Source organism: Sphingomonas sp. BL-S-30, assembly GCF_055521475.1.
Map to the genome: position 1 here is coordinate 3,379,745 of NZ_CM145481.1, position 17,109 is coordinate 3,396,853.

Here is a 17,109-nt window from a genome sequence, read left to right on the forward strand (position 1 = left end):
TGCTCGATTCAACGATTTCAGTGCCGGCGCTATGCCCCGACCAAGACTTTCCCTCCACGGCGCAAGGCAGTCGGTATAAGGGGCCTCATGACTGATCCCGCGCCAATCTCCGTCCGCCCCGCCCTCGCCTATCACCTGACCGAGGGCGCGGGCCCGGCGATCGTCTTCCTGCCCGGCTATGCCTCGGACATGACCGGCAGCAAGGCGCTCGCGCTCGAGGCCTGGGCGAAGGAGGAAGGCCGCGCCTTCCTGCGCTTCGATTATGGCGGCTGCGGACAAAGCCAGGGCGCGTTCGAGGATCAGACGCTGGCCGGCTGGCGCGACGACGTCCTCGAGATGATCGACCGGGCCGTCACCGGGCCGGTCGTGCTGGTCGGGTCGTCGATGGGCGGGTGGCTGATGCTGCTCGCCGCGCTGGCCCGGCCCGACCGGGTGGCCGGGCTGGTCGGCATCGCGCCCGCGCCGGATTTCACTGATTGGGGCTTCACCACCGACGAGAAGCTGGCGCTGCTGCAGCACGGCCGGATCGAGCGGCCCTCCATCTATTCGGACCAGCCGACCGTCTATACCGCGCGCTTCTGGCAATCGGGCGAGGCCAACCGGATCATGTCCGGCACGATCCCGTTCGACGGACCGGTGCGGCTGATCCAGGGCCAGGCCGATCCCGACGTGCCCTGGCACCGCACCGTCCGGCTCGCCGAGCTGCTGCGTTCAGCCGATGTGCAGACAATGCTCGTCAAGGACGGCGACCACCGCCTGTCGCGCGATATGGATATCGCGCTGCTCATCGGGGCGGTCGAGGATGTGATTCAGCGCTTATGATCCTGCCCCTGTTGCTGCTTGCCGCCCAAAGTGCCGCCCCCGTCCCCGGCCAGGTCTCCGGCCCGCCCGATCCGGTCGAGCAACGCTTCGACCGGTGCGTCGATCTCGCCGAAAGCGATCCGCGCGCGGCCGAGGATGAGGCCGGGCGCTGGCAGCGCGATGGCGGCGGCTTCCTGTCGCATCAATGCCTCGGCATCGCCTATGCCAACCAGACGCGCTGGACCGCCGCCGCGGCGGAGTTCGAGGCCGCGGCGCGCGGCGGCGAGATCGTGCGGGACAAGCGCGCGGCGAATTACTGGGCGCAGGCGGGCAATGCCTGGCTGGCGGGCGGCGAAGCGATGAAGGCACGCGGTGCGCTCAACGCCGCGCTGGCCTCGGGCACGCTTCAGGGCATGCAGCGCGGCGAGGCCAATCTCGACCGTGCCCGCGCCTTTGTCGCGAGCGGCGATCTGGCCGATGCGCGCACCGATCTCGACCATGCCCTGGTCGATGCCGCGGCCGATCCGCTCGGCTGGCTGTTGTCGGCGACGCTGGCGCGGCGGACGGGCGACATGCCGCGCGCGAAGAAGGACATCGCCGAGGCGATCCGGCTCGCCGGCGACGACCCCTCGGTCCAGCTCGAAGCGGGCAACATCGCCGCCGCCCTGGGCGACGAGGCGGGGGCGAAGACGGCGTGGAATCAGGCCGCGAAGCTCAAGCCGGAGAGCGAGGCGGCGCGCAATGCCCGCAACGCGCTGAAGCAGTTCGATGCGCCGGTGGCGGCACCGGCAACGACGCCGGCGAAGCAATAGGGCACTGGCAAGCCTCGCGCCGCGCGCCTATCTCGCGCGGGGACCAAGGAGGCATGCCGATGAAGTATCTGCACACGATGATCCGCGTCACCGATCCCGACGCGACGATCCGTTTCTTCAACCTGCTCGGGCTGAACGAGGTGCGGCGGATGGACAGCCAGCAGGGCCGCTTCACCCTGATCTTCATGGCGGCGCCGGGCGAGGAGGGGAAAGCCGAGGTCGAGCTGACGCACAACTGGGACCCGGAGGACTATTCGGGCGGCCGCAATTTCGGGCATCTCGCCTACCGCGTCGACAATATCTACGAGACCTGTCAGCGGCTGATGGACGGCGGCGTGACGATCAACCGCCCGCCGCGCGACGGGCACATGGCGTTCGTGCGCACCCCCGACAATATCTCGGTCGAGCTGCTCCAGGACGGTCACCTGCCGCCGGCCGAGCCCTGGGTGTCGATGCCCAATACCGGCGTCTGGTAAGATGGGCGCGGCGACCCGCGCCTTCCTGGCCATGACCGGCGCGCGCCTGCCGATCGTGCAGGCGCCGATGGCCAATTTCGCCGGAACCGACCTGGCGATCGCGGCGATGGCGGCGGGCGGGGTCGGATCCCTGCCCTGCGCGGTGCTCGATGCCGATGCCGTGGTCGCGCAGGCGGCCACGGTGCGCGCGGCGGCAAGCGGGCCGCTCAACCTCAATTTCTTCTGTCATAACATGGGTCCGCCCCCCGACGAGACGGTGTGGCGCGCGACCCTCGAACCCTTTTATATCGAAGAGGGCGTCGCACCGCCGACCGGCGCGCCGCCGCTGCGCCGGCCGTTCGACGCGGCGATGGCGGAGGCCGTCGGCACCGTCCGGCCGGAGATCGTCAGCTTCCATTTCGGCCTGCCCGATCAGGATCTGCTGGGGCGCGTGAAGGCGACCGGCGCGCTGATATTCGGCTGCGCGACCAATGTCGCCGAGGCGCGCTACCTCGAAGAGCATGGCTGCGACGCGGTGATCGCGCAGGGGTTCGAGGCGGGCGGCCATGCCGGGCATTTCCTGATGGGCCACCGCCCGGTCGGGCTGATCGCGCTGGTGCCGCAGATCGTCGATGCGGTCCATGTGCCGGTGATCGCGGCGGGCGGCATCGCCGATGCGCGCGGCGTCGCCGCGGCGATCGCGCTGGGCGCGGCGGCGGTGCAGGTCGGCACGGCCTATCTGCGCACGCCCGAAGCCCGGCCGAGCGCGGTGCAGCGCCGCGCGATGGAAACGGCGACGGCCGACGACAGCATCTTCACCAATCTGTTCTCGGGCGGCCTCGCACGCGGGCTGCGCAACAAGCTGATGGAGGCGATTGGCCCGGTCAGCGATGCTGCCCCGCCCTTCCCCTATTCGAGCGCGGCGCTGGCCCCGCTGCGCAGCCATGCCGAGCGCGACGGCCGGGGCGATTATTCGCCGCTCTGGGCCGGCCAGGGTGCGGCGCTCGCCCGTACCGACTCGGCCGCTGCCCTTACCGACCGCCTGGGCAGTGCCGCCCTTATCGGGAGCCTCGCATGACTGACCTCGAGATCGTCCGCATTCCGGCGCTGAGCGACAATTATATCTGGCTGGTACACGATCCCGTGTCCGACGAGACCATGGTGGTCGACCCGGCCGAGGCCGCGCCGGTGCTGGCCGAGGCGGACCGGCGCGGCTGGAGGATCGGGCAGATCTGGAACACGCATTGGCACCCCGACCATACCGGCGGCAATGCCGCGATCAAGGAAGCGACCGGAGCGATCGTGTCCGGCCCGGCCGCCGAAGCGGCGCGGATTCCGACGCTCGACGTGGAACTGTCCGAGGGCGGCAAGGTCCGGATCGGCGATCATGTCGCGACCGTGCTGGAAACGCCCGGGCACACCGCCGGGCACATCCTTTTCCATCTGCCAGGCGATGCGGTGGTGTTCACCGGCGACACGCTGTTCGCGATGGGCTGCGGCCGGCTGTTCGAGGGCGACGCGGCGCAGATGTTCGCCAACATGCAGCGCCTGGCCGAGCTGCCGCCCGAGACGATCGTCTATTGCGCGCATGAATATACCCAGTCGAACGGCCGTTTCGCGCTGGCCGCCGAGCCGGACAATGACGCGATACGTCAACGGATGGAAACGGTCGACGCAGCGCGGGCACGCGGCGAGGCGACGGTGCCGACGACGATCGCCGCGGAACTGGCGACCAACCCCTTCCTGCGTGCGGAATCCGCCGAACAGCTCCGTCTTAGACGTGCAGCCAAGGATGATTTTCGCGGCTGATTAGGGTATATCGGCGATGACGGGGGCGCCGGATCGAGGAGCATGCCATGCGTATCCTGTTTCCCTTGCTTGCCGTCGTCCTGAGCGGGTGCGCGGCGTCGGCGACGCCGCAGGCCAAGGTCAGCGACGAGGCCAGGCTGGCCGCCGACCTGGCCGGGCTGACCCCGCAAAAGCCGGTGTCCTGCATCAGCGATTCCGGATCGGCCTCGATCAAGGCGTATGGCCCGACGATCCTCTACAAGGTCGGTCGTGACCTGGTCTATCGCACCGAAACCGGCGGCGGATGCGAGAAGATCGGCCGCGGCGACATCCTCGTGACCAAAAGCCCCTCGGGGCGGTTGTGCAGCGGCGATATCGGCCAAACCTATGATCCGACCTCGCGCTTCCCGACCGGCAGCTGCGCGATCGGCGAGTTCACCCCGTACAGGAAGGTAAAGTGATGCGCCGCCGTCCCGCTTTGGGCCTGGCCGCCGTGACGATCGCGGCCTGTGCGACCGCTGCCGACAGCAGCAAGGATCTCGACAAGGCGCTCGCCGGGCGCGCGCCGGGTGTCGCGGTTGACTGTATCGACCGGTCCTTCGCCGGCGGGCCGCAGATCATCGACGACAAGACCCTGCTCTACCGGTCCGGTCGCCACATCTACCGCAACGACCTCGAAGCGAGCTGCCCCTCGCTGCGTCAGACCTCGATCCTGGTGATCGAGGCGCATGGCAGCCAGATGTGCCGCAACGACCTGTTCCGGCCGACCGAGCCGGGCAGCGTCGTGCCCGGCCCGATCTGCCGGCTCGGCAAGTTCACGCCCTATGACAAGCCGAAACCCTGAGACTCAGAGCACGAACCGCGACAGATCGGTATTGCGGGCGATCACGGCGAGCTGCTTGTCGACATAGGCGCCGTCCACCACCAGGGTCTCGCCCTTGCGGTCCTCGGCGTCGAAGCTGACTTCCTCGAGCAGCTTCTCCATCACCGTCTGCAGCCGGCGCGCACCGATATTCTCGATCTCGCCATTCACTTCGGCGGCGATCTTGGCGACCGCCCGGATACCGTCCTCGGTGAACTCGACCGTGACGCCCTCGGTGCCGATCAGCGCGACATATTGCTGCGTGAGCGAGGCCTTGGTGTCCGACAGGATCGCGACGAAATCATCCTCGGTCAGCGCCTTCAACTCGACTCGGATCGGCAGTCGCCCCTGAAGCTCGGGCAGCAGGTCACTCGGCTTGGCGACATGGAAAGCGCCGCTCGCGATGAACAGGATATGGTCGGTCTTCATCGGCCCATATTTCGTGGCCACCGTCGTGCCCTCGATCAGCGGCAGCAGGTCACGCTGCACGCCTTCGCGACTGACCGAACCACCCCGCACGTCGCTGACCGCGATCTTGTCGATCTCGTCCAGGAAGACGATGCCGTTCGCCTCGGCGTCCGCGAGCGCGATGCGGCTGACCTCGTCCTGGTCGAGGCGCTTGTCGGCTTCCTCCTCGACCAGCTTCTCCCAGGCCGCCGGCACGGTCAGCTTGCGGCGCTTCATCTGGCCGCCGCCGCCAAAGGCCTTGCCCATCATCTCGCCGAGATTGATCATCTGTGCGCCGCCGCCGGGAATCTCGAACGGCATCTGGGCCTGCGCTTCCAGCTCGATCTCGAGTTCGGTCTGGTCGAGATGGCCGTCGCGGAAGCGCTGGCGGAACGCCTCGCGCGTCGCCTCGCTGGCGCCCTTGCCGGTCAGCGCGTCGAGCAGGCGCGCAAGCGCGGCTTCCTCGGCCTTGTCCTTCACCGCAACGCGGCGGCGTTCCTTTTCCAGCCGGATCGCTTCCTCGACCAGGTCGCGCGCGATCTGCTCCACGTCGCGACCGACATAGCCGACCTCGGTGAACTTGGTCGCCTCGACCTTGACGAAGGGCGCATCGGCCAGCTTGGCCAGGCGGCGGCTGATCTCCGTCTTGCCGCAGCCGGTCGGGCCGATCATCAGGATGTTCTTGGGGGTAACCTCGTCGCGCAGATCGCTGCCGAGCTGCTGCCGGCGCCAGCGATTGCGCATCGCGACCGCGACTGCCTTCTTGGCGTCCTTCTGGCCGATGATGTGCTCGTCCAGGGCTGCGACGATGGCTTTGGGGGTAAGTGCTTCGTTCATTCTTCTGGGTTCTTCTCAACTCCCCTCCCGCTTGCGGGAGGGGTCGGGGGAGGGCTTGTCAGCCATGAAAGGATCGGGGGAGGACAGGCCCTCCCCCAGCCCCTCCCGCAAGCGGGAGGGGAGTAAGGATCAGGTCGCGCTATCCAGGCTTTCGACCGTGAGGCGCTCGTTGGTGTAGACGCAGACATCCGCCGCGATCTTCATCGCCTTGCGGCAGATCGTCTCGGCATCTTCCTCATAATCGACCAGCGCGCGCGCCGCGGCGAGGGCATAATTGCCGCCCGATCCGATGGCGGCGACGCCGGCCTCGGGCTCGAGCACGTCGCCATTGCCGGTGAGGATCAGCGTCACTTCCTTGTCGGCGACGATCATCATCGCCTCCAGGTTGCGCAGATACTTGTCGGTCCGCCAGTCCTTGGCGAGCTCGACCGCCGCGCGCAGCAATTGGCCGTGATGCTGTTCGAGCTTGCGTTCCAGCCGCTCGAACAGGGTGAAGGCATCGGCCGTCGCGCCGGCGAAACCGCCGATCACTGATCCGTCACCGAGGCGGCGGACCTTTTTCGCATTGGGCTTCATCACGGTCTGGCCCTGCGTCACCTGGCCGTCTCCGGCGACGACGACGCGTCCATTCTTGCGCACGGAGAGAATTGTCGTGCCGTGCCACGTTGTGTCGTTTCCACTCATGGGGCGCATATGGGATGGCGAAAGCGGGTGCGCAATCCGGGCCTGTTTTTGGCGTTGCGCCGCAGCATGGGCTTGCCCGATAAGAGCGGCACCGACCTGGGGGAAAGCAATGGAGATGAAGCATTCGAGCGGACCCGAGCATGCGCTGGAGCGGCTCGTCTTCTTCTCGGACGCGGTGTTCGCGATCGCGATCACCCTGTTGATCATCGAGATTCATGTCCCGCGCCTCCCTCCGGAATCGACCTCTTACGACTATCTCGTCGCGCTCGAGCATCTGTTGCCGAGCTTTTTCGGGTTCTTCGTCAGCTTCTGGGTGATCGCCGCCTTCTGGGCCGGGCATCACCGCGCCTTCTGCCTCGCCGCGCATTACCGCGACGCGCTGCTCGGACCCAACCTCGCCTTTCTCTGTGCGATCGTCTTCATGCCCTTCGCCACGGCCTTCATGGCGGGCAATCTCGGCACGCTGGTGCCGCATGTCTTCTACGATTTGACCCTGATCGTCTGCGGGCTGCTCAACGTCCGCCTCAACCGGATGGTGACGACCGCGCCCGTGGTCAGCGAGCACGCCGAACCGCTGACCGTCGCGCTGACGCGCGTGCGCGGCTGGTCAGTGATGCTGGGTGCCGCCTGCGCGCTGCTGTTGTGCTTCGTCGATCCGCGCTTCAGCCAGATCGCGCTGATCACCATCCCGCTATGGCGTATCCTGCTGCAGCACCGGACCCGACTGCACTCTACCGGCGCCGATCATGCCGGACCGGCGCAGGAGCCGGCAAGCGCCACGAAGCGATAACGGACGTCCTGCGCGCTGCCACGGCTGCGGAAACGGGCGCGGTCGATGACGGCCGGCTCGCAGCGATCCGAGTCCGCTGCATACCACAGCCCATCTGACGCACCGCGCAGGTGGCATTGCGCCCGGTAACTACGCGCGCCGCGATCGGCCAGGGGGCACAATCTGAACCCGGGCGGTACCGCGACCGGAAGCGACCAGCCCCGGTCCGGCAGGCGGACCAGGCCCGGCGGCGGCACGACCCGCGCGGCTTTGGCCACGGCGGCGGCCTGGCGCTGGGCCGCGACACGTTCACCGATCCCGGCGAGCGCCGCGTCGTAATTCTTGCCGATCCAGCCGGTCAGCGTGACCCGGTCGGCCTGGGCGGCGGCGACGATCGCCTCGTCCTCCGGCGTCAGTTTTTCCCCGGCCTCGATCTTCGCGCTGATCGCGCGCAGTTCGGCCGCGCGCTGCTCATTCCTGCGCTTCTCGATCAGGGTCTCGAGCCGCGCCAGCTCCTCGTCCTGGGGCCGATCCGCTCGGAGCCAGGCAGGCACGCCGACGGCCGCCAGCACATGCTGCGGGATCAGCATGTTGGCGGCGGCGAGCAGCAGCGCGCCCAGCGGGATGACGACGAACACCGCCCGCTCCACCTTCGGCGCGACGCGGCCGAACAGCCAGACGACCAGCACCGCGACCGGCGCGAGCACGAGGAAAGTGAGGGAAGTGCCGAGCGAGCGGTCGCCCGGCGCGAGCGCAAAGAACAGCAGGGGCACGAGAAAGGCGAGGATGACCCGGCCTAGCAGCTTCGCGTAACCGATCAGCGCATCGCGAGCGCCGTCCACCCCACGCACCGCGCCGACGCCACCGCTGACCAGCAGCATGCCGACGACATGGATCGGGTTGAGAAAGGCATAGAGCGCGCCGACACCGAAAATCGCGATGAGCAGATAGTTGAGCTGCGGCAGGCCGAGGCTGCGGAAGAGGGCGCCCGCTACAAGCAGCGCGATCATCGCGGCAACCACCAGCACGAGGCGGCGATGAACGCTCTCGATCGTGGCACCGGCGGTCTGCAGCCCTTCGGAAAGACCAGTCCGGGTCCTGCCCCAAAGCTCGGCCGAGCGCTGTTTCATCGAGGCGAGCGCGCCGCCCCGGGGCTGCGGCACCATCGCCCGCGGTTCTGCCTTCGCTGGAAGATCGGCCATCGTTCCCCCCGGTAACCAGCCCCGACGATATGGGGCCGGACCGGGACTTGATAGAGGTGCCGCCGATCTCGCGCTAGGAGGAACGCGACGTGGCCGGGCGCGGCACGGCCGCGCCCGGCGCGTCAGTTAACGGCAGCGCGTGTTGTTGGCGTCGATCGAGGCGCCGGCAACGCCGCCGCCCGCCGCGCCGAGCAAGGTGCCGAGCGTCTTGGAACCGCCCGGCGCGATGATGTTGCCGAGCAGGCCGCCCACCGCCGCACCGACGAGCAAGCCGGTCGTGCCGTCCGAGCGGCGGCAATAATAACGGCCGTCCTGACCACGATAAACGCGGTCGTTACGCGACAGGCGGCGTTCCCGATAGCGCGGCGAATCGCGATAATACCGGTCGGCATAATAGCCGTTATATTGGGGGTCCGGCCGGTTATAATCATATTGCCGGTATGTACGATAACGGGGATCGACCCCTTCGTCGCCATAGCTTGTACAGCCCGAGACAAGGCCGGCGCTGAGGGTAGCCGCGGCCAGCAGGCCGAGGGTCATGGTACGCATATCACTCTCCCGTTTCGTTATGCCTGCGCAACGCGGCAGGCACGAGGATGGTTGCAATCCTAGTGAGTCGTCATCGACGGGAAACCCGATGGCGGGCGCAGCGCTTCACGTTCGCCGGGTGTGACCGCCGCCGTCGGATCCGGGCGGAAGGCGAGCGGCGCGCGGTCTTGCGGGCCGGGATGAGGCTGGTCGAGCGCAAGATCGGGCGCTGCATGCTCGGCCGATGCGGCATAGCTGCGGCCCCGCGCCAGAAGGGTGACGAGCACCCCGCCGATCGCAACCGCCGCGGCGCCGAGCGAGATGGCGGTGGTGCGCCCGATCGGCGGCTTTGGTTTGGCTTTGCTCGTCGTTCGCGGCGCCATGATCTTTCCCATGCTGGTTGAGGATGTTGCGGCATCAACGGGCGGTCTGGCATCGTGTTCCGACGGTTGCGTACCGGCACGCGGCATGTGATCCTCGCGTCATGGGCGTAGCGGAGATCCTCGGCCTGGCTGCGAGCGTCAGCCTGTTATCGGGCTGGCGGCTCTATCTCTGCATCTTTGCCACCGGCGTCGCGATGCACAGTGGCTGGCTCGCCCTGCCTGCGCACCTCCATCAACTCGACATCCTGGCCAGTCCCTGGGTGATCGGCGTCGCGGGGGTGGCGGCGCTGGCCGAGTTCCTCGCGGACAAGGTAATGTGGATCGACAGTGCCTGGGACGCGGTCCACACGCTGATCCGCCCCGTTGGCGGGGCGTTGCTTGCTCTGGCGATCGTCGACCCCGGCGATCCCAAATGGCAGGTGATCGCCCTCATCCTGGGCGGCGGTGCCTCACTGCTGACTCACAGCGCGAAGGCCGGCACGCGCGCGGTGGTCAATGCCAGCCCCGAACCCGTGAGCAATATATTGGTGTCCACGACCGAGGATGTGGCGACGGGCGGCTTGCTGATCCTGGCGCTGGCCAATCCGATCATCGCGATCGGCGTGGCGCTACTGCTGCTGGCGGGCGCCATCGCGACGCTGGTGATGCTGCGCCGCGCGCTGCGCTGGGCGATGCGGCGAGGAACGCCGCCGGCGGGATGATCGCGACAGGTCCGACGGGACGCCAGGCGGTGCGCACAGGGAACAGTGACCTCGCGCATCCGTTTAGCTGGCCCCGTGTACGGAGTTGGATCATGAAAACGAAAAGCATCGCACTGGCGCTTGCCCTGCTGGGCAGCGCCGCCACGGCAACCGCCCAGACCGCGCCGCCCGCCCCTGCCACGTCCGGCGCGGAGAAGGACGTCAACAGCCCGGACGTGGCAGCCGCCAACCAGGATGTCGCGGCGCAGGCCGCCGCCCGCCAGAGCGCCGTCGCCGAGGTCAATGCCGACACGCAGGCGAGTGCCGACACGCAATACGCCGCCGATCTCGCCGCCTATCGCGAAGCCCTGCGCGCGCATCACCGCGAAGTCGCACGCGACGCCCGCATCGCCGATCGCCAGGAACGTGCCTATGCCGACGCGATGCGCGACTGGCGCCGCCAGGTCTATGCCTGCAAGCATGGCAGCAATCGCGCCTGCAAGGCGCCGACGCCAGACCCCGCCAATTACTGGTGAGGCAGCGGAACGCCCGTTGCGCGTACGGACCTAGTGTCGGCAGACGATCGTATAAACGTCCGGATCACCATGGCCGATTAGCCCGAAGGATCGCATGACCGCCGCCACGCCCAACCGCGACTATGCTTACGGCCTGGCGCGGGCCTTTGCCGGGGCGATTCTGTTCGGCCTCCCCCTGCTGATGACGATGGAGATGTGGTCGCTCGGCCTCTACACGCATCCGGCGCGGCTGCTGCTGTTCATGGTGCTGAACTTCGTCGTGCTGGTCATCCTGTCGCGCTTCGGCGGGTTTGAGCGCACCTCGACCTTGGTGGAGGATATGCTCGACGGGCTGGCGGCGTACGGCGTCGGGATCATCGCATCGGCGGTGGTGCTGGCGCTGTTCGGAGTGCTCAAGCCCGCCATGCCGATCGACGAAATGGCCGGCATGATCGCAATCCAGAGCGTGCCCGGGAGCTTCGGTGCGATGATCGCGCGCAAGCAGCTCGGCGCGGGCGAGAGCGACGAGAATGCGGAGCATGAAGCGCGCTCCGCCGGCTATGCGGGGCAGTTGTTCCTGATGATGGCCGGCGCGCTATTCCTCGCCTTCAACGTCGCGCCGACCGAGGAAATGATCCTGATCGGCTTCAAGATGACGCCGTGGCACAGTCTGGCACTGATCGCCGTGTCGCTGGCGCTGCTGCATGCCCTGGTCTTCTCGGTCGGCTTTGCCGGGCAGGAAGAGGCGCCCAAGGGCTATGGGTTCGACCGGCGCTTCCTGATCTACACCGTACCTGGCTACGCCATCGCGCTGCTGGTCAGCTTCTACACGCTGTGGACCTTCGGGCGGGCAGATGGCGGCGATATCGGCGCGATCGCGGCGACGGTAGTGGTGCTCGGCTTCCCGGCGGCGATCGGCGCGGCCGTGGCCCGGCTGGTCGTATAGGAGTCGGCGATGGCCGGGACGAAGAAGATCGACACGCCCCCGCTCGAGTGGATCGCCGCCGGCATCGGCGCGGTGCTGTTGCTGTTCCTGATCGCGGTGATCGGACGCGAGGCGCTGAACGGCGAGGCGGCGCAGTTGCCGCAGATCGAGGTCGCGGTCACCGACGTGGCGCCGGCGGCATCGGGCTATGTCGTCTCGTTCGAAGCGCGCAACCGCACTGACGGGACTGCCGCTGCGGTGGAGATCGAAGGCGTGCTGAAAGCGGGCGGTGCCGAGATCGAGACGAGCGGCGCGACGATTGATTATCTGCCCGGCAAGGGCAAGGCGACGGGCGGGCTGTTCTTCCACGAAGACCCGCGCAAGGCGGACCTTGAAGTGCGGGCGTTGGGGTTCCAGACCCCCTGACCCGAACGCGGCACGGTTTATTTCGAGCCGCACTGGTTACGCGACCGAAAGCAACTATCTCCTGCGCGATAGTGAGGAGCCCAGCATGACCGATACGCCTGCGTACACGCCCCCCAAGGTCTGGACCTGGAACAAGGAGAATGGCGGCGCCTTTGCCAATATCAACCGGCCGATCGCCGGCGCGACGCATGACAAGGACCTGCCGGTCGGCAAGCACCCCTTCCAGCTCTATTCGCTGGGCACGCCCAATGGCGTGAAGGTGACGATCATGCTCGAGGAGCTGCTTGAGCTGGGCCATACGGGCGCGGAGTATGACGCCTGGCTGATCCGCATCAACCAGGGCGACCAGTTCGGCAGCGGGTTCGTCGAGGTGAATCCCAATTCGAAAATCCCCGCGCTGATGGACCGCAGCGGACCAGAGCCGATCCGCGTGTTCGAATCCGGCGCGATCCTGATGCATCTCGCCGAGAAGTTCGGGGAATTCCTGCCGACCGAGACGGCGGCCCGCGCGGAGTGCCTGTCCTGGCTGTTCTGGCAGATGGGCAGCGCGCCTTTCCTCGGCGGCGGCTTCGGCCATTTCTTCGCCTATGCACCGATCAAGATCGAATATGCGATCGATCGCTATGCGATGGAAGTGAAGCGCCAGCTCGACGTGCTCGACCGACGGCTGGCCGAGAACGAATATCTCGGCGGCGACGCCTATACCATCGCCGATATCGCGACCTGGCCCTGGTATGGCGCGCTGGCGAAGGGCCTGGCCTATGATGCGGGCGAATTCCTGCAAGTGCAGGACTACAAGAACCTGCAGCGCTGGACCGACCAGATCGCGGCGCGGCCGGCAGTGGCGCGCGGGCGGATGGTCAACCGCGTGATGGGCGATCCGGCGAGCCAGCTGCACGAGCGCCACGACGCAGCGGATTTCCTGACGAAGACGCAGGACAAGCTCGCGCCGGCGGAGTAGTCGGTGCTCTCCGGCCCGGAGACACAGATGATCTTTCCCCTGATCGCATTGCTTGGCGCGGCGCCTGCTCCGAAACCGGCGCCGCTGCGGCTGAACGATGTGAGCGTGGTCGGCACGCACAACAGCTACAAGCTGGCGATGCCGGCCGAGACCATGGCGAAGGTGCGGGCGGTCAGCGTGCCGATCGCCGAGATGCTCGATTATGCGCACCGGCCGCTGGCCGAGCAGCTCGACGCGGGCGCGCGGCAGCTGGAGATCGACGTCAATTACGATCCCAAGGGCGGCTTCTACGCAAAGGGATCGAACGACCCGAAGCTGCTGCAGCCCGGGTTCAAGGTGCTGCACATTCCGGGCATCGACAATTCGAGCAGCTGCGTGCTGCTGACCGAGTGCCTGCGGATCATCCTGCGCTGGTCCGACAAGCATCCCGGGCACGTGCCGATCATGCTGATGTTCAACGCCAAGGACGAGAAGAATGCCTGGCGCGGCGGGATCGATGCGCTGCCGTTCGATGCGGCGGCGTGGGATGCGCTGGACGCCGAGATCCGGTCGGTGATGCCGGCGAAGAAGATGATCGTGCCGGACGAGGTTCAGGGCAAATACCCCACGCTGCGCGACGCGGTGCGCGCGGGCAATTGGCCGACCCTGGACAAGGCGCGCGGGCGCTTCCTGTTCACGCTCGACGAGACGCCGGAGAAGGTGGCCAGCTATCGCGGCACGCGGAAGTCGCTCGAGGGGCGGGTGTTCTTCATCAGTACTGACGAGGACTCGCCAGCGGCGGCCTATCTTACCATCAACGATCCGGTTGCCGAGGGCGATCGCATCCGCCGCGACGTCGCGGCGGGCTATCTGGTGCGGACGCGGGCGGATGCCGATACCAAGGAAGCGCGGGTCAACGACACCAAGCGGCGTGACGCGGCCTTCGCCAGCGGGGCGCACTATGTCTCGACCGATTATCTGTGGCCCGATGCGCGGTTCGCCGGCGGCTATCAGGTGCGGTTGCCGGGCGGGGTGACGGCGCGGTGCAACCCGGTGCGGCGCGCGGCGCATTGTCCGGCCGGGCGCCTGGAGAAGCGCTGAGTCAGCCGAGCCGGTCGAAATAGACGAAGAAGAAACCGAGCTGGCCGAGGATGGCGACCGCGACCAGACCGAGCTGGACGCGGCGCGAGACAGTGACCGCGCCGAGCGCGCAGCCCAGGATCGAGAGCAGGGCGCGGGCTGAGTACATCAGCCCATTCGCCTCGAAATAGGCCACGCCCTTCAGCAGCGTATCGCCGATATCGAGGAAGAAGGTCAGCGCGATCAGGCCGAACAGCCATTTGCGGCGCGACAGGAAATAATCGTCATACCCGTCATAGCCGTCCAGATCGCCGGGGAAGAGGATCGCGCAGATCAGGAAATAGCAGGACGCATAGGCGAAGATGAAGAGATAGCGGCCGAACGTCCAGTCAGTGATATGGCTGAGGCGGAATTCCCACCACCAATAGCCGATGACCGAAAGCAGCGCCCAGGCCACCCAGCCGAGATGGACGATGCTCAGCTTCCGCCTGCCGGGATGCTCGACAAAGGCGGCGAGGCCGAGGAGCAGCCGGCTGACGCTCAGGCCGAGGATCACCCCGACGATGACGCGAACGTGCAGGAAAAGATCATTGGCCATGAGCGTCCTCGTGCCGGGAAGGTGGCAGATCGCGCGACCGCGGGCAATCGCGCGACCACTGGATTCCGCGCGCGGCCCATACTATGTATGGGTTAATGTATGGATACAGAAAGCATGCGATGATGCGGTTGGAGAATGACTCGGACAGGTTCCGCTGGATACTGAAGGCGGGGTGGAAGGGCCTGTGCCCGCGCTGCGGCAAGGGGCATATGTTCACGTCCTGGTTGAAGGTGACGAAGGAATGCGAGGTGTGCGGCCTCGATTACCGATTCGCCGCGCCGGATGACGGCCCCGCTTTTTTCTCGCTGTGCATCGTCGCCTTTCCGTTGACCTTCCTGCTGGTGTGGATGGAAGTGGTCTATAACCCACCGCTCTGGGTGCATCTGGTGACGTCGATTCCGCTGATGGTGATTGGGTGCCTGTTGCCGCTCCGGCCGATCAAGGGATGGCTGGTCGCCTCGCAATATGTGAACCGGGCGCAGGAGGCAGGCACCGGCGCCTTGTGGAACAAGCTGCACGGCCGCGCGCCGGAGGAAGGCGCCGGGAATTTCGATGACTGACGCCTGGCTGCCCGATCTCGCGCGGAGCAGCGGCGCCAAATATCAGTCCATCGCCGATGCGATCGACGCAGCGATCACGCGCGGGGAACTGCGCCGGGGCGACCGGCTGCCGCCGCAGCGCGCGGTCGCCGCCAGGCTGGGCGTCGACCTGACCACGGTGACCAGGGCCTATGACTCGGCCGCGCGGCGCGGGCTGATCGAAGCGCGGGGACGCGCGGGCAGCTTCGTTGCCACGACGCACGAGCCGATCGTGCCGCCGCCGCTGGTCGATACCGGCATGAACATGCCGCCGGAGATTCCGGGCGGGCTGCTGAGCCGGGCGATCACCGAGACATCCGCCGCGCTGCTCGCCGGATCCGAGATGGCGTGGCTGCAATATGCGCCGGCCGGCGGCGCGGCGCAGGACCGCGCCGCCGGCGCCGCGCTGCTGACCCGGCGCGGCCTGGCGAGTGGCGAGGAGCAGGTGATCGTGACGGCGGGCGGGCAGAATGCGCTGCACGCGATCCTGACCGCCACGCTCGGCGCGGGCGACATGGTGGCATGCGGGCAGTTCGTCTATCCCGGCTTCAAGGCGCTGGCGGCGCGGCTGGGCCTGGTCCTGCTGCCACTCGAAGCGATCGAGGCCGCGACGCTCGATGCGGCATGCCGCACGCTTCCGGTGCGCGCGCTCTATGTCGTGCCGACCAACGACAATCCGACCACCGCGACGATCGTCGCGGCCGAGCGCGAGGCGATCGCGCAGGTGGCGCGGCGCCATGACCTGCAGGTGATCGAGGACGACGCCTATGGCTTGCTCGCCGGCGAGCCGATCCCGCCGATCGCCGCGTTCGCCCCCGAGCGCTGCTGGTATGTCGCGAGCCTGTCGAAGATCGTGACGCCGGCGCTGCGCGTCGCCTTTGTCCGCACGCCGAGCGTCGGCAGCGCGATCCGCCTCGCCGCGGACGTGCACGAGACGGCGATCATGGCGCCGCCGCTCAACGCGGCGATGGTGACCCGGTGGATCAGCGACGGGACGTTCGAGCGGCTGGTCGCGGCGATGCGCGGCGAGATCGCGTGGCGGGGACAGTTGGCGGACGATGTCCTCGGCGGTCTGGCGGGCGGGCGCTCGGGTGAGGGCTATCATCTGTGGCTGCCCCTGCCCGCCCATCTCCGCGCCGATGATCTGGCCGCAGCGATGCGACCGCTCGGTCTGCCGGTGGTGGGTTCGGGCAGCTTCGCGGTGGGGCGCGACGATAGCCAGGCAGTGCGCGTGTCGCTGGGCGGGCTGCTCGACCGCGAGCGACTGGCGCGGGCGCTGCGCGTCCTGCACGGGCATCTCGGCCAACCGCTGGGCAAGGCGCTCCCGCTGGTCTGAGGGCGCGATCGATTACAGCCTGGTTGCATGGACGCTGGATAGCGCGTGCGGCGGAAGGGTTGAATCAAGGTCGGCAGCCGCCCTCGCCCGCTGCTCCGCCATAGCCTAGAGTAGCTTGCATTACATCAGGGCCACCAACACCCCGTTCGTCCTGAGTAGCCATCGAGTAGCCGCGTAGCGTCGTATCGAGAGGGCGTATCGAAGGACAGGTTCCGCGCGACAACCTGTCCTTCGATACGGGCTCTCGATACGCCTTCGGCACGTCGATCCCTACTCAGGACGAACGGATCAGATTTAACGCTCGCCGCTCTAATCGCGAGTCAACGAGGGGAACGCGGACACAAAACAGGCGCGGTGTGTTGGAGCGTTTTGGCACAGCCGATCACGAGCGACGGTTTCGTGGCGGCGCCGGCCGGGTATACTCCCGCTTTGGCGCGGTGGGGGTGGGCCGCAATCTCGCCCA

22 protein-coding genes are annotated in these 17,109 nt (G+C 67.5%); 16 read left to right on the forward strand and 6 right to left on the reverse strand.

What is annotated here, in order from left to right; genetic code table 11:
- Positions 1-87: 87 nt before the first annotated feature.
- The 7 genes from ACZ1I5_RS15675 to ACZ1I5_RS15705 are packed head-to-tail and all read left to right on the forward strand — an operon-like array spanning position 88 to position 4,700.
- Entirely contained in the window at positions 88-822 is a 735-nt protein-coding gene (locus ACZ1I5_RS15675) for an alpha/beta hydrolase (RefSeq protein WP_465170166.1), read from the forward strand.
- Positions 819-1,613: a tetratricopeptide repeat protein gene (locus ACZ1I5_RS15680; RefSeq protein ID WP_465170167.1), complete on the forward strand. Its 795-nt coding sequence runs from the start codon at positions 819-821 to the stop codon at positions 1,611-1,613. The genes ACZ1I5_RS15675 and ACZ1I5_RS15680 overlap by 4 nt, the downstream gene beginning before the upstream one ends.
- Positions 1,614-1,672: 59 nt before the next feature.
- A complete protein-coding gene (locus ACZ1I5_RS15685; protein ID WP_465170168.1) occupies positions 1,673-2,089 on the forward strand; it encodes a VOC family protein in 417 nt (138 codons plus the stop codon).
- Between the two features lies 1 nt (position 2,090).
- Positions 2,091-3,146, forward strand: coding sequence for an NAD(P)H-dependent flavin oxidoreductase (locus ACZ1I5_RS15690; protein WP_465170169.1), 1,056 nt, complete (start codon positions 2,091-2,093; stop codon positions 3,144-3,146).
- On the forward strand, positions 3,143-3,877 hold the full coding sequence (gloB, locus tag ACZ1I5_RS15695) for a hydroxyacylglutathione hydrolase (RefSeq protein ID WP_465170170.1): 735 nt from the start codon (positions 3,143-3,145) through the stop codon (positions 3,875-3,877). The genes ACZ1I5_RS15690 and gloB overlap by 4 nt, the downstream gene beginning before the upstream one ends.
- Before the next feature lie 47 nt (positions 3,878-3,924).
- Positions 3,925-4,317 (forward strand): hypothetical protein, encoded by a 393-nt coding sequence (locus tag ACZ1I5_RS15700; protein WP_465170171.1) that lies wholly within the window; start codon positions 3,925-3,927, stop codon positions 4,315-4,317.
- Positions 4,317-4,700: a hypothetical protein gene (locus ACZ1I5_RS15705; protein WP_465170172.1), complete on the forward strand. Its 384-nt coding sequence runs from the start codon at positions 4,317-4,319 to the stop codon at positions 4,698-4,700. Before ACZ1I5_RS15700 ends, ACZ1I5_RS15705 begins: the two co-directional genes overlap by 1 nt.
- 3 nt (positions 4,701-4,703) lie before the next feature.
- Here ACZ1I5_RS15705 and hslU read toward each other — a convergent pair whose 3' ends face one another.
- On the reverse strand, positions 4,704-6,002 hold the full coding sequence (hslU, locus tag ACZ1I5_RS15710) for an ATP-dependent protease ATPase subunit HslU (RefSeq protein ID WP_465170173.1): 1,299 nt from the start codon (positions 6,000-6,002) through the stop codon (positions 4,704-4,706).
- 129 nt (positions 6,003-6,131) lie between these two features.
- Complete coding sequence (hslV, locus tag ACZ1I5_RS15715) at positions 6,132-6,686, reverse strand: ATP-dependent protease subunit HslV (protein WP_465170174.1); 555 nt, start codon at positions 6,684-6,686, stop codon at positions 6,132-6,134.
- 109 nt (positions 6,687-6,795) lie between these two features.
- Here hslV and ACZ1I5_RS15720 point away from each other — a divergent pair, with 109 nt between their 5' ends.
- Positions 6,796-7,476 carry a TMEM175 family protein gene (locus ACZ1I5_RS15720; protein ID WP_465170175.1) on the forward strand — a complete coding sequence of 227 codons (681 nt, stop codon included), beginning with the start codon at positions 6,796-6,798 and terminating at the stop codon, positions 7,474-7,476.
- Here the strand turns inward: ACZ1I5_RS15720 and ACZ1I5_RS15725 are convergent.
- The 3 genes from ACZ1I5_RS15725 to ACZ1I5_RS15735 all read right to left on the reverse strand — a co-directional run bounded on the left by ACZ1I5_RS15725 (position 7,431) and on the right by ACZ1I5_RS15735 (position 9,568).
- Positions 7,431-8,657 carry a hypothetical protein gene (locus tag ACZ1I5_RS15725; protein WP_465170176.1) on the reverse strand — a complete coding sequence of 409 codons (1,227 nt, stop codon included), beginning with the start codon at positions 8,655-8,657 and terminating at the stop codon, positions 7,431-7,433. The genes ACZ1I5_RS15720 and ACZ1I5_RS15725 overlap by 46 nt on opposite strands.
- A 126-nt stretch (positions 8,658-8,783) precedes the next feature.
- Positions 8,784-9,206: a glycine zipper 2TM domain-containing protein gene (locus ACZ1I5_RS15730; protein WP_465170177.1), complete on the reverse strand. Its 423-nt coding sequence runs from the start codon at positions 9,204-9,206 to the stop codon at positions 8,784-8,786.
- A gap of 59 nt (positions 9,207-9,265) precedes the next feature.
- On the reverse strand, positions 9,266-9,568 hold the full coding sequence (locus ACZ1I5_RS15735; RefSeq protein ID WP_465170178.1) for a hypothetical protein: 303 nt from the start codon (positions 9,566-9,568) through the stop codon (positions 9,266-9,268).
- A 101-nt stretch (positions 9,569-9,669) separates the two neighbouring features.
- Between ACZ1I5_RS15735 and ACZ1I5_RS15740 the strand changes: the two genes are divergently transcribed.
- The 6 genes from ACZ1I5_RS15740 (at position 9,670) to ACZ1I5_RS15765 (ending at position 14,155) form a co-directional block, all read left to right on the forward strand.
- A complete protein-coding gene (locus ACZ1I5_RS15740) occupies positions 9,670-10,269 on the forward strand; it encodes a DUF4126 domain-containing protein (protein ID WP_465170179.1) in 600 nt (199 codons plus the stop codon).
- Positions 10,270-10,361: 92 nt separating this feature from the next.
- Complete coding sequence (locus ACZ1I5_RS15745; RefSeq protein WP_465170180.1) at positions 10,362-10,784, forward strand: hypothetical protein; 423 nt, start codon at positions 10,362-10,364, stop codon at positions 10,782-10,784.
- 94 nt (positions 10,785-10,878) lie between these two features.
- Positions 10,879-11,709, forward strand: coding sequence for a TIGR02587 family membrane protein (locus tag ACZ1I5_RS15750; RefSeq protein ID WP_465170181.1), 831 nt, complete (start codon positions 10,879-10,881; stop codon positions 11,707-11,709).
- 9 nt (positions 11,710-11,718) lie between these two features.
- Positions 11,719-12,114, forward strand: coding sequence for a hypothetical protein (locus tag ACZ1I5_RS15755; RefSeq protein WP_465170182.1), 396 nt, complete (start codon positions 11,719-11,721; stop codon positions 12,112-12,114).
- An 85-nt stretch (positions 12,115-12,199) separates the two neighbouring features.
- Entirely contained in the window at positions 12,200-13,075 is an 876-nt protein-coding gene (yghU, locus tag ACZ1I5_RS15760) for a glutathione-dependent disulfide-bond oxidoreductase (protein ID WP_465170183.1), read from the forward strand.
- A gap of 27 nt (positions 13,076-13,102) precedes the next feature.
- Positions 13,103-14,155 carry a phosphatidylinositol-specific phospholipase C1-like protein gene (locus tag ACZ1I5_RS15765; protein WP_465170184.1) on the forward strand — a complete coding sequence of 351 codons (1,053 nt, stop codon included), beginning with the start codon at positions 13,103-13,105 and terminating at the stop codon, positions 14,153-14,155.
- A gap of 1 nt (position 14,156) precedes the next feature.
- Here the strand turns inward: ACZ1I5_RS15765 and ACZ1I5_RS15770 are convergent, their stop codons facing one another.
- Positions 14,157-14,732: a hypothetical protein gene (locus ACZ1I5_RS15770; RefSeq protein WP_465170185.1), complete on the reverse strand. Its 576-nt coding sequence runs from the start codon at positions 14,730-14,732 to the stop codon at positions 14,157-14,159.
- 119 nt (positions 14,733-14,851) lie between these two features.
- On the opposite strand from ACZ1I5_RS15770, the gene ACZ1I5_RS15775 reads away from it, so the two are divergent.
- Together ACZ1I5_RS15775 and ACZ1I5_RS15780 are read left to right on the forward strand one after the other, a co-directional pair.
- Positions 14,852-15,292 (forward strand): DUF983 domain-containing protein, encoded by a 441-nt coding sequence (locus ACZ1I5_RS15775; RefSeq protein ID WP_465170186.1) that lies wholly within the window; start codon positions 14,852-14,854, stop codon positions 15,290-15,292.
- On the forward strand, positions 15,285-16,646 hold the full coding sequence (locus tag ACZ1I5_RS15780; protein ID WP_465170187.1) for an aminotransferase-like domain-containing protein: 1,362 nt from the start codon (positions 15,285-15,287) through the stop codon (positions 16,644-16,646). Before ACZ1I5_RS15775 ends, ACZ1I5_RS15780 begins: the two co-directional genes overlap by 8 nt.
- The last annotated feature ends 463 nt before the right edge of the window (positions 16,647-17,109 follow it).

Excerpts from the sequence above, each read along its gene's own strand:
- ACZ1I5_RS15675 (WP_465170166.1), top strand. The coding sequence starts at position 88 with ATGACTGATCCCGCGCCAATCTCCGTCCGCCCCGCCCTCGCCTATCAC.
- ACZ1I5_RS15680 (WP_465170167.1), top strand. The coding sequence starts at position 819 with ATGATCCTGCCCCTGTTGCTGCTTGCCGCCCAAAGTGCCGCCCCCGTC.
- ACZ1I5_RS15685 (WP_465170168.1), top strand. The coding sequence starts at position 1,673 with ATGAAGTATCTGCACACGATGATCCGCGTCACCGATCCCGACGCGACG.
- ACZ1I5_RS15690 (WP_465170169.1), top strand. The coding sequence starts at position 2,091 with ATGGGCGCGGCGACCCGCGCCTTCCTGGCCATGACCGGCGCGCGCCTG.
- gloB (WP_465170170.1), top strand. The coding sequence starts at position 3,143 with ATGACTGACCTCGAGATCGTCCGCATTCCGGCGCTGAGCGACAATTAT.
- ACZ1I5_RS15700 (WP_465170171.1), top strand. The coding sequence starts at position 3,925 with ATGCGTATCCTGTTTCCCTTGCTTGCCGTCGTCCTGAGCGGGTGCGCG.
- ACZ1I5_RS15705 (WP_465170172.1), top strand. The coding sequence starts at position 4,317 with ATGCGCCGCCGTCCCGCTTTGGGCCTGGCCGCCGTGACGATCGCGGCC.
- hslU (WP_465170173.1), bottom strand. The coding sequence starts at position 6,002 with ATGAACGAAGCACTTACCCCCAAAGCCATCGTCGCAGCCCTGGACGAG.
- hslV (WP_465170174.1), bottom strand. The coding sequence starts at position 6,686 with ATGAGTGGAAACGACACAACGTGGCACGGCACGACAATTCTCTCCGTG.
- ACZ1I5_RS15720 (WP_465170175.1), top strand. The coding sequence starts at position 6,796 with ATGGAGATGAAGCATTCGAGCGGACCCGAGCATGCGCTGGAGCGGCTC.
- ACZ1I5_RS15725 (WP_465170176.1), bottom strand. The coding sequence starts at position 8,657 with ATGGCCGATCTTCCAGCGAAGGCAGAACCGCGGGCGATGGTGCCGCAG.
- ACZ1I5_RS15730 (WP_465170177.1), bottom strand. The coding sequence starts at position 9,206 with ATGCGTACCATGACCCTCGGCCTGCTGGCCGCGGCTACCCTCAGCGCC.
- ACZ1I5_RS15735 (WP_465170178.1), bottom strand. The coding sequence starts at position 9,568 with ATGGCGCCGCGAACGACGAGCAAAGCCAAACCAAAGCCGCCGATCGGG.
- ACZ1I5_RS15740 (WP_465170179.1), top strand. The coding sequence starts at position 9,670 with ATGGGCGTAGCGGAGATCCTCGGCCTGGCTGCGAGCGTCAGCCTGTTA.
- ACZ1I5_RS15745 (WP_465170180.1), top strand. The coding sequence starts at position 10,362 with ATGAAAACGAAAAGCATCGCACTGGCGCTTGCCCTGCTGGGCAGCGCC.
- ACZ1I5_RS15750 (WP_465170181.1), top strand. The coding sequence starts at position 10,879 with ATGACCGCCGCCACGCCCAACCGCGACTATGCTTACGGCCTGGCGCGG.
- ACZ1I5_RS15755 (WP_465170182.1), top strand. The coding sequence starts at position 11,719 with ATGGCCGGGACGAAGAAGATCGACACGCCCCCGCTCGAGTGGATCGCC.
- yghU (WP_465170183.1), top strand. The coding sequence starts at position 12,200 with ATGACCGATACGCCTGCGTACACGCCCCCCAAGGTCTGGACCTGGAAC.
- ACZ1I5_RS15765 (WP_465170184.1), top strand. The coding sequence starts at position 13,103 with ATGATCTTTCCCCTGATCGCATTGCTTGGCGCGGCGCCTGCTCCGAAA.
- ACZ1I5_RS15770 (WP_465170185.1), bottom strand. The coding sequence starts at position 14,732 with ATGGCCAATGATCTTTTCCTGCACGTTCGCGTCATCGTCGGGGTGATC.
- ACZ1I5_RS15775 (WP_465170186.1), top strand. The coding sequence starts at position 14,852 with ATGATGCGGTTGGAGAATGACTCGGACAGGTTCCGCTGGATACTGAAG.
- ACZ1I5_RS15780 (WP_465170187.1), top strand. The coding sequence starts at position 15,285 with ATGACTGACGCCTGGCTGCCCGATCTCGCGCGGAGCAGCGGCGCCAAA.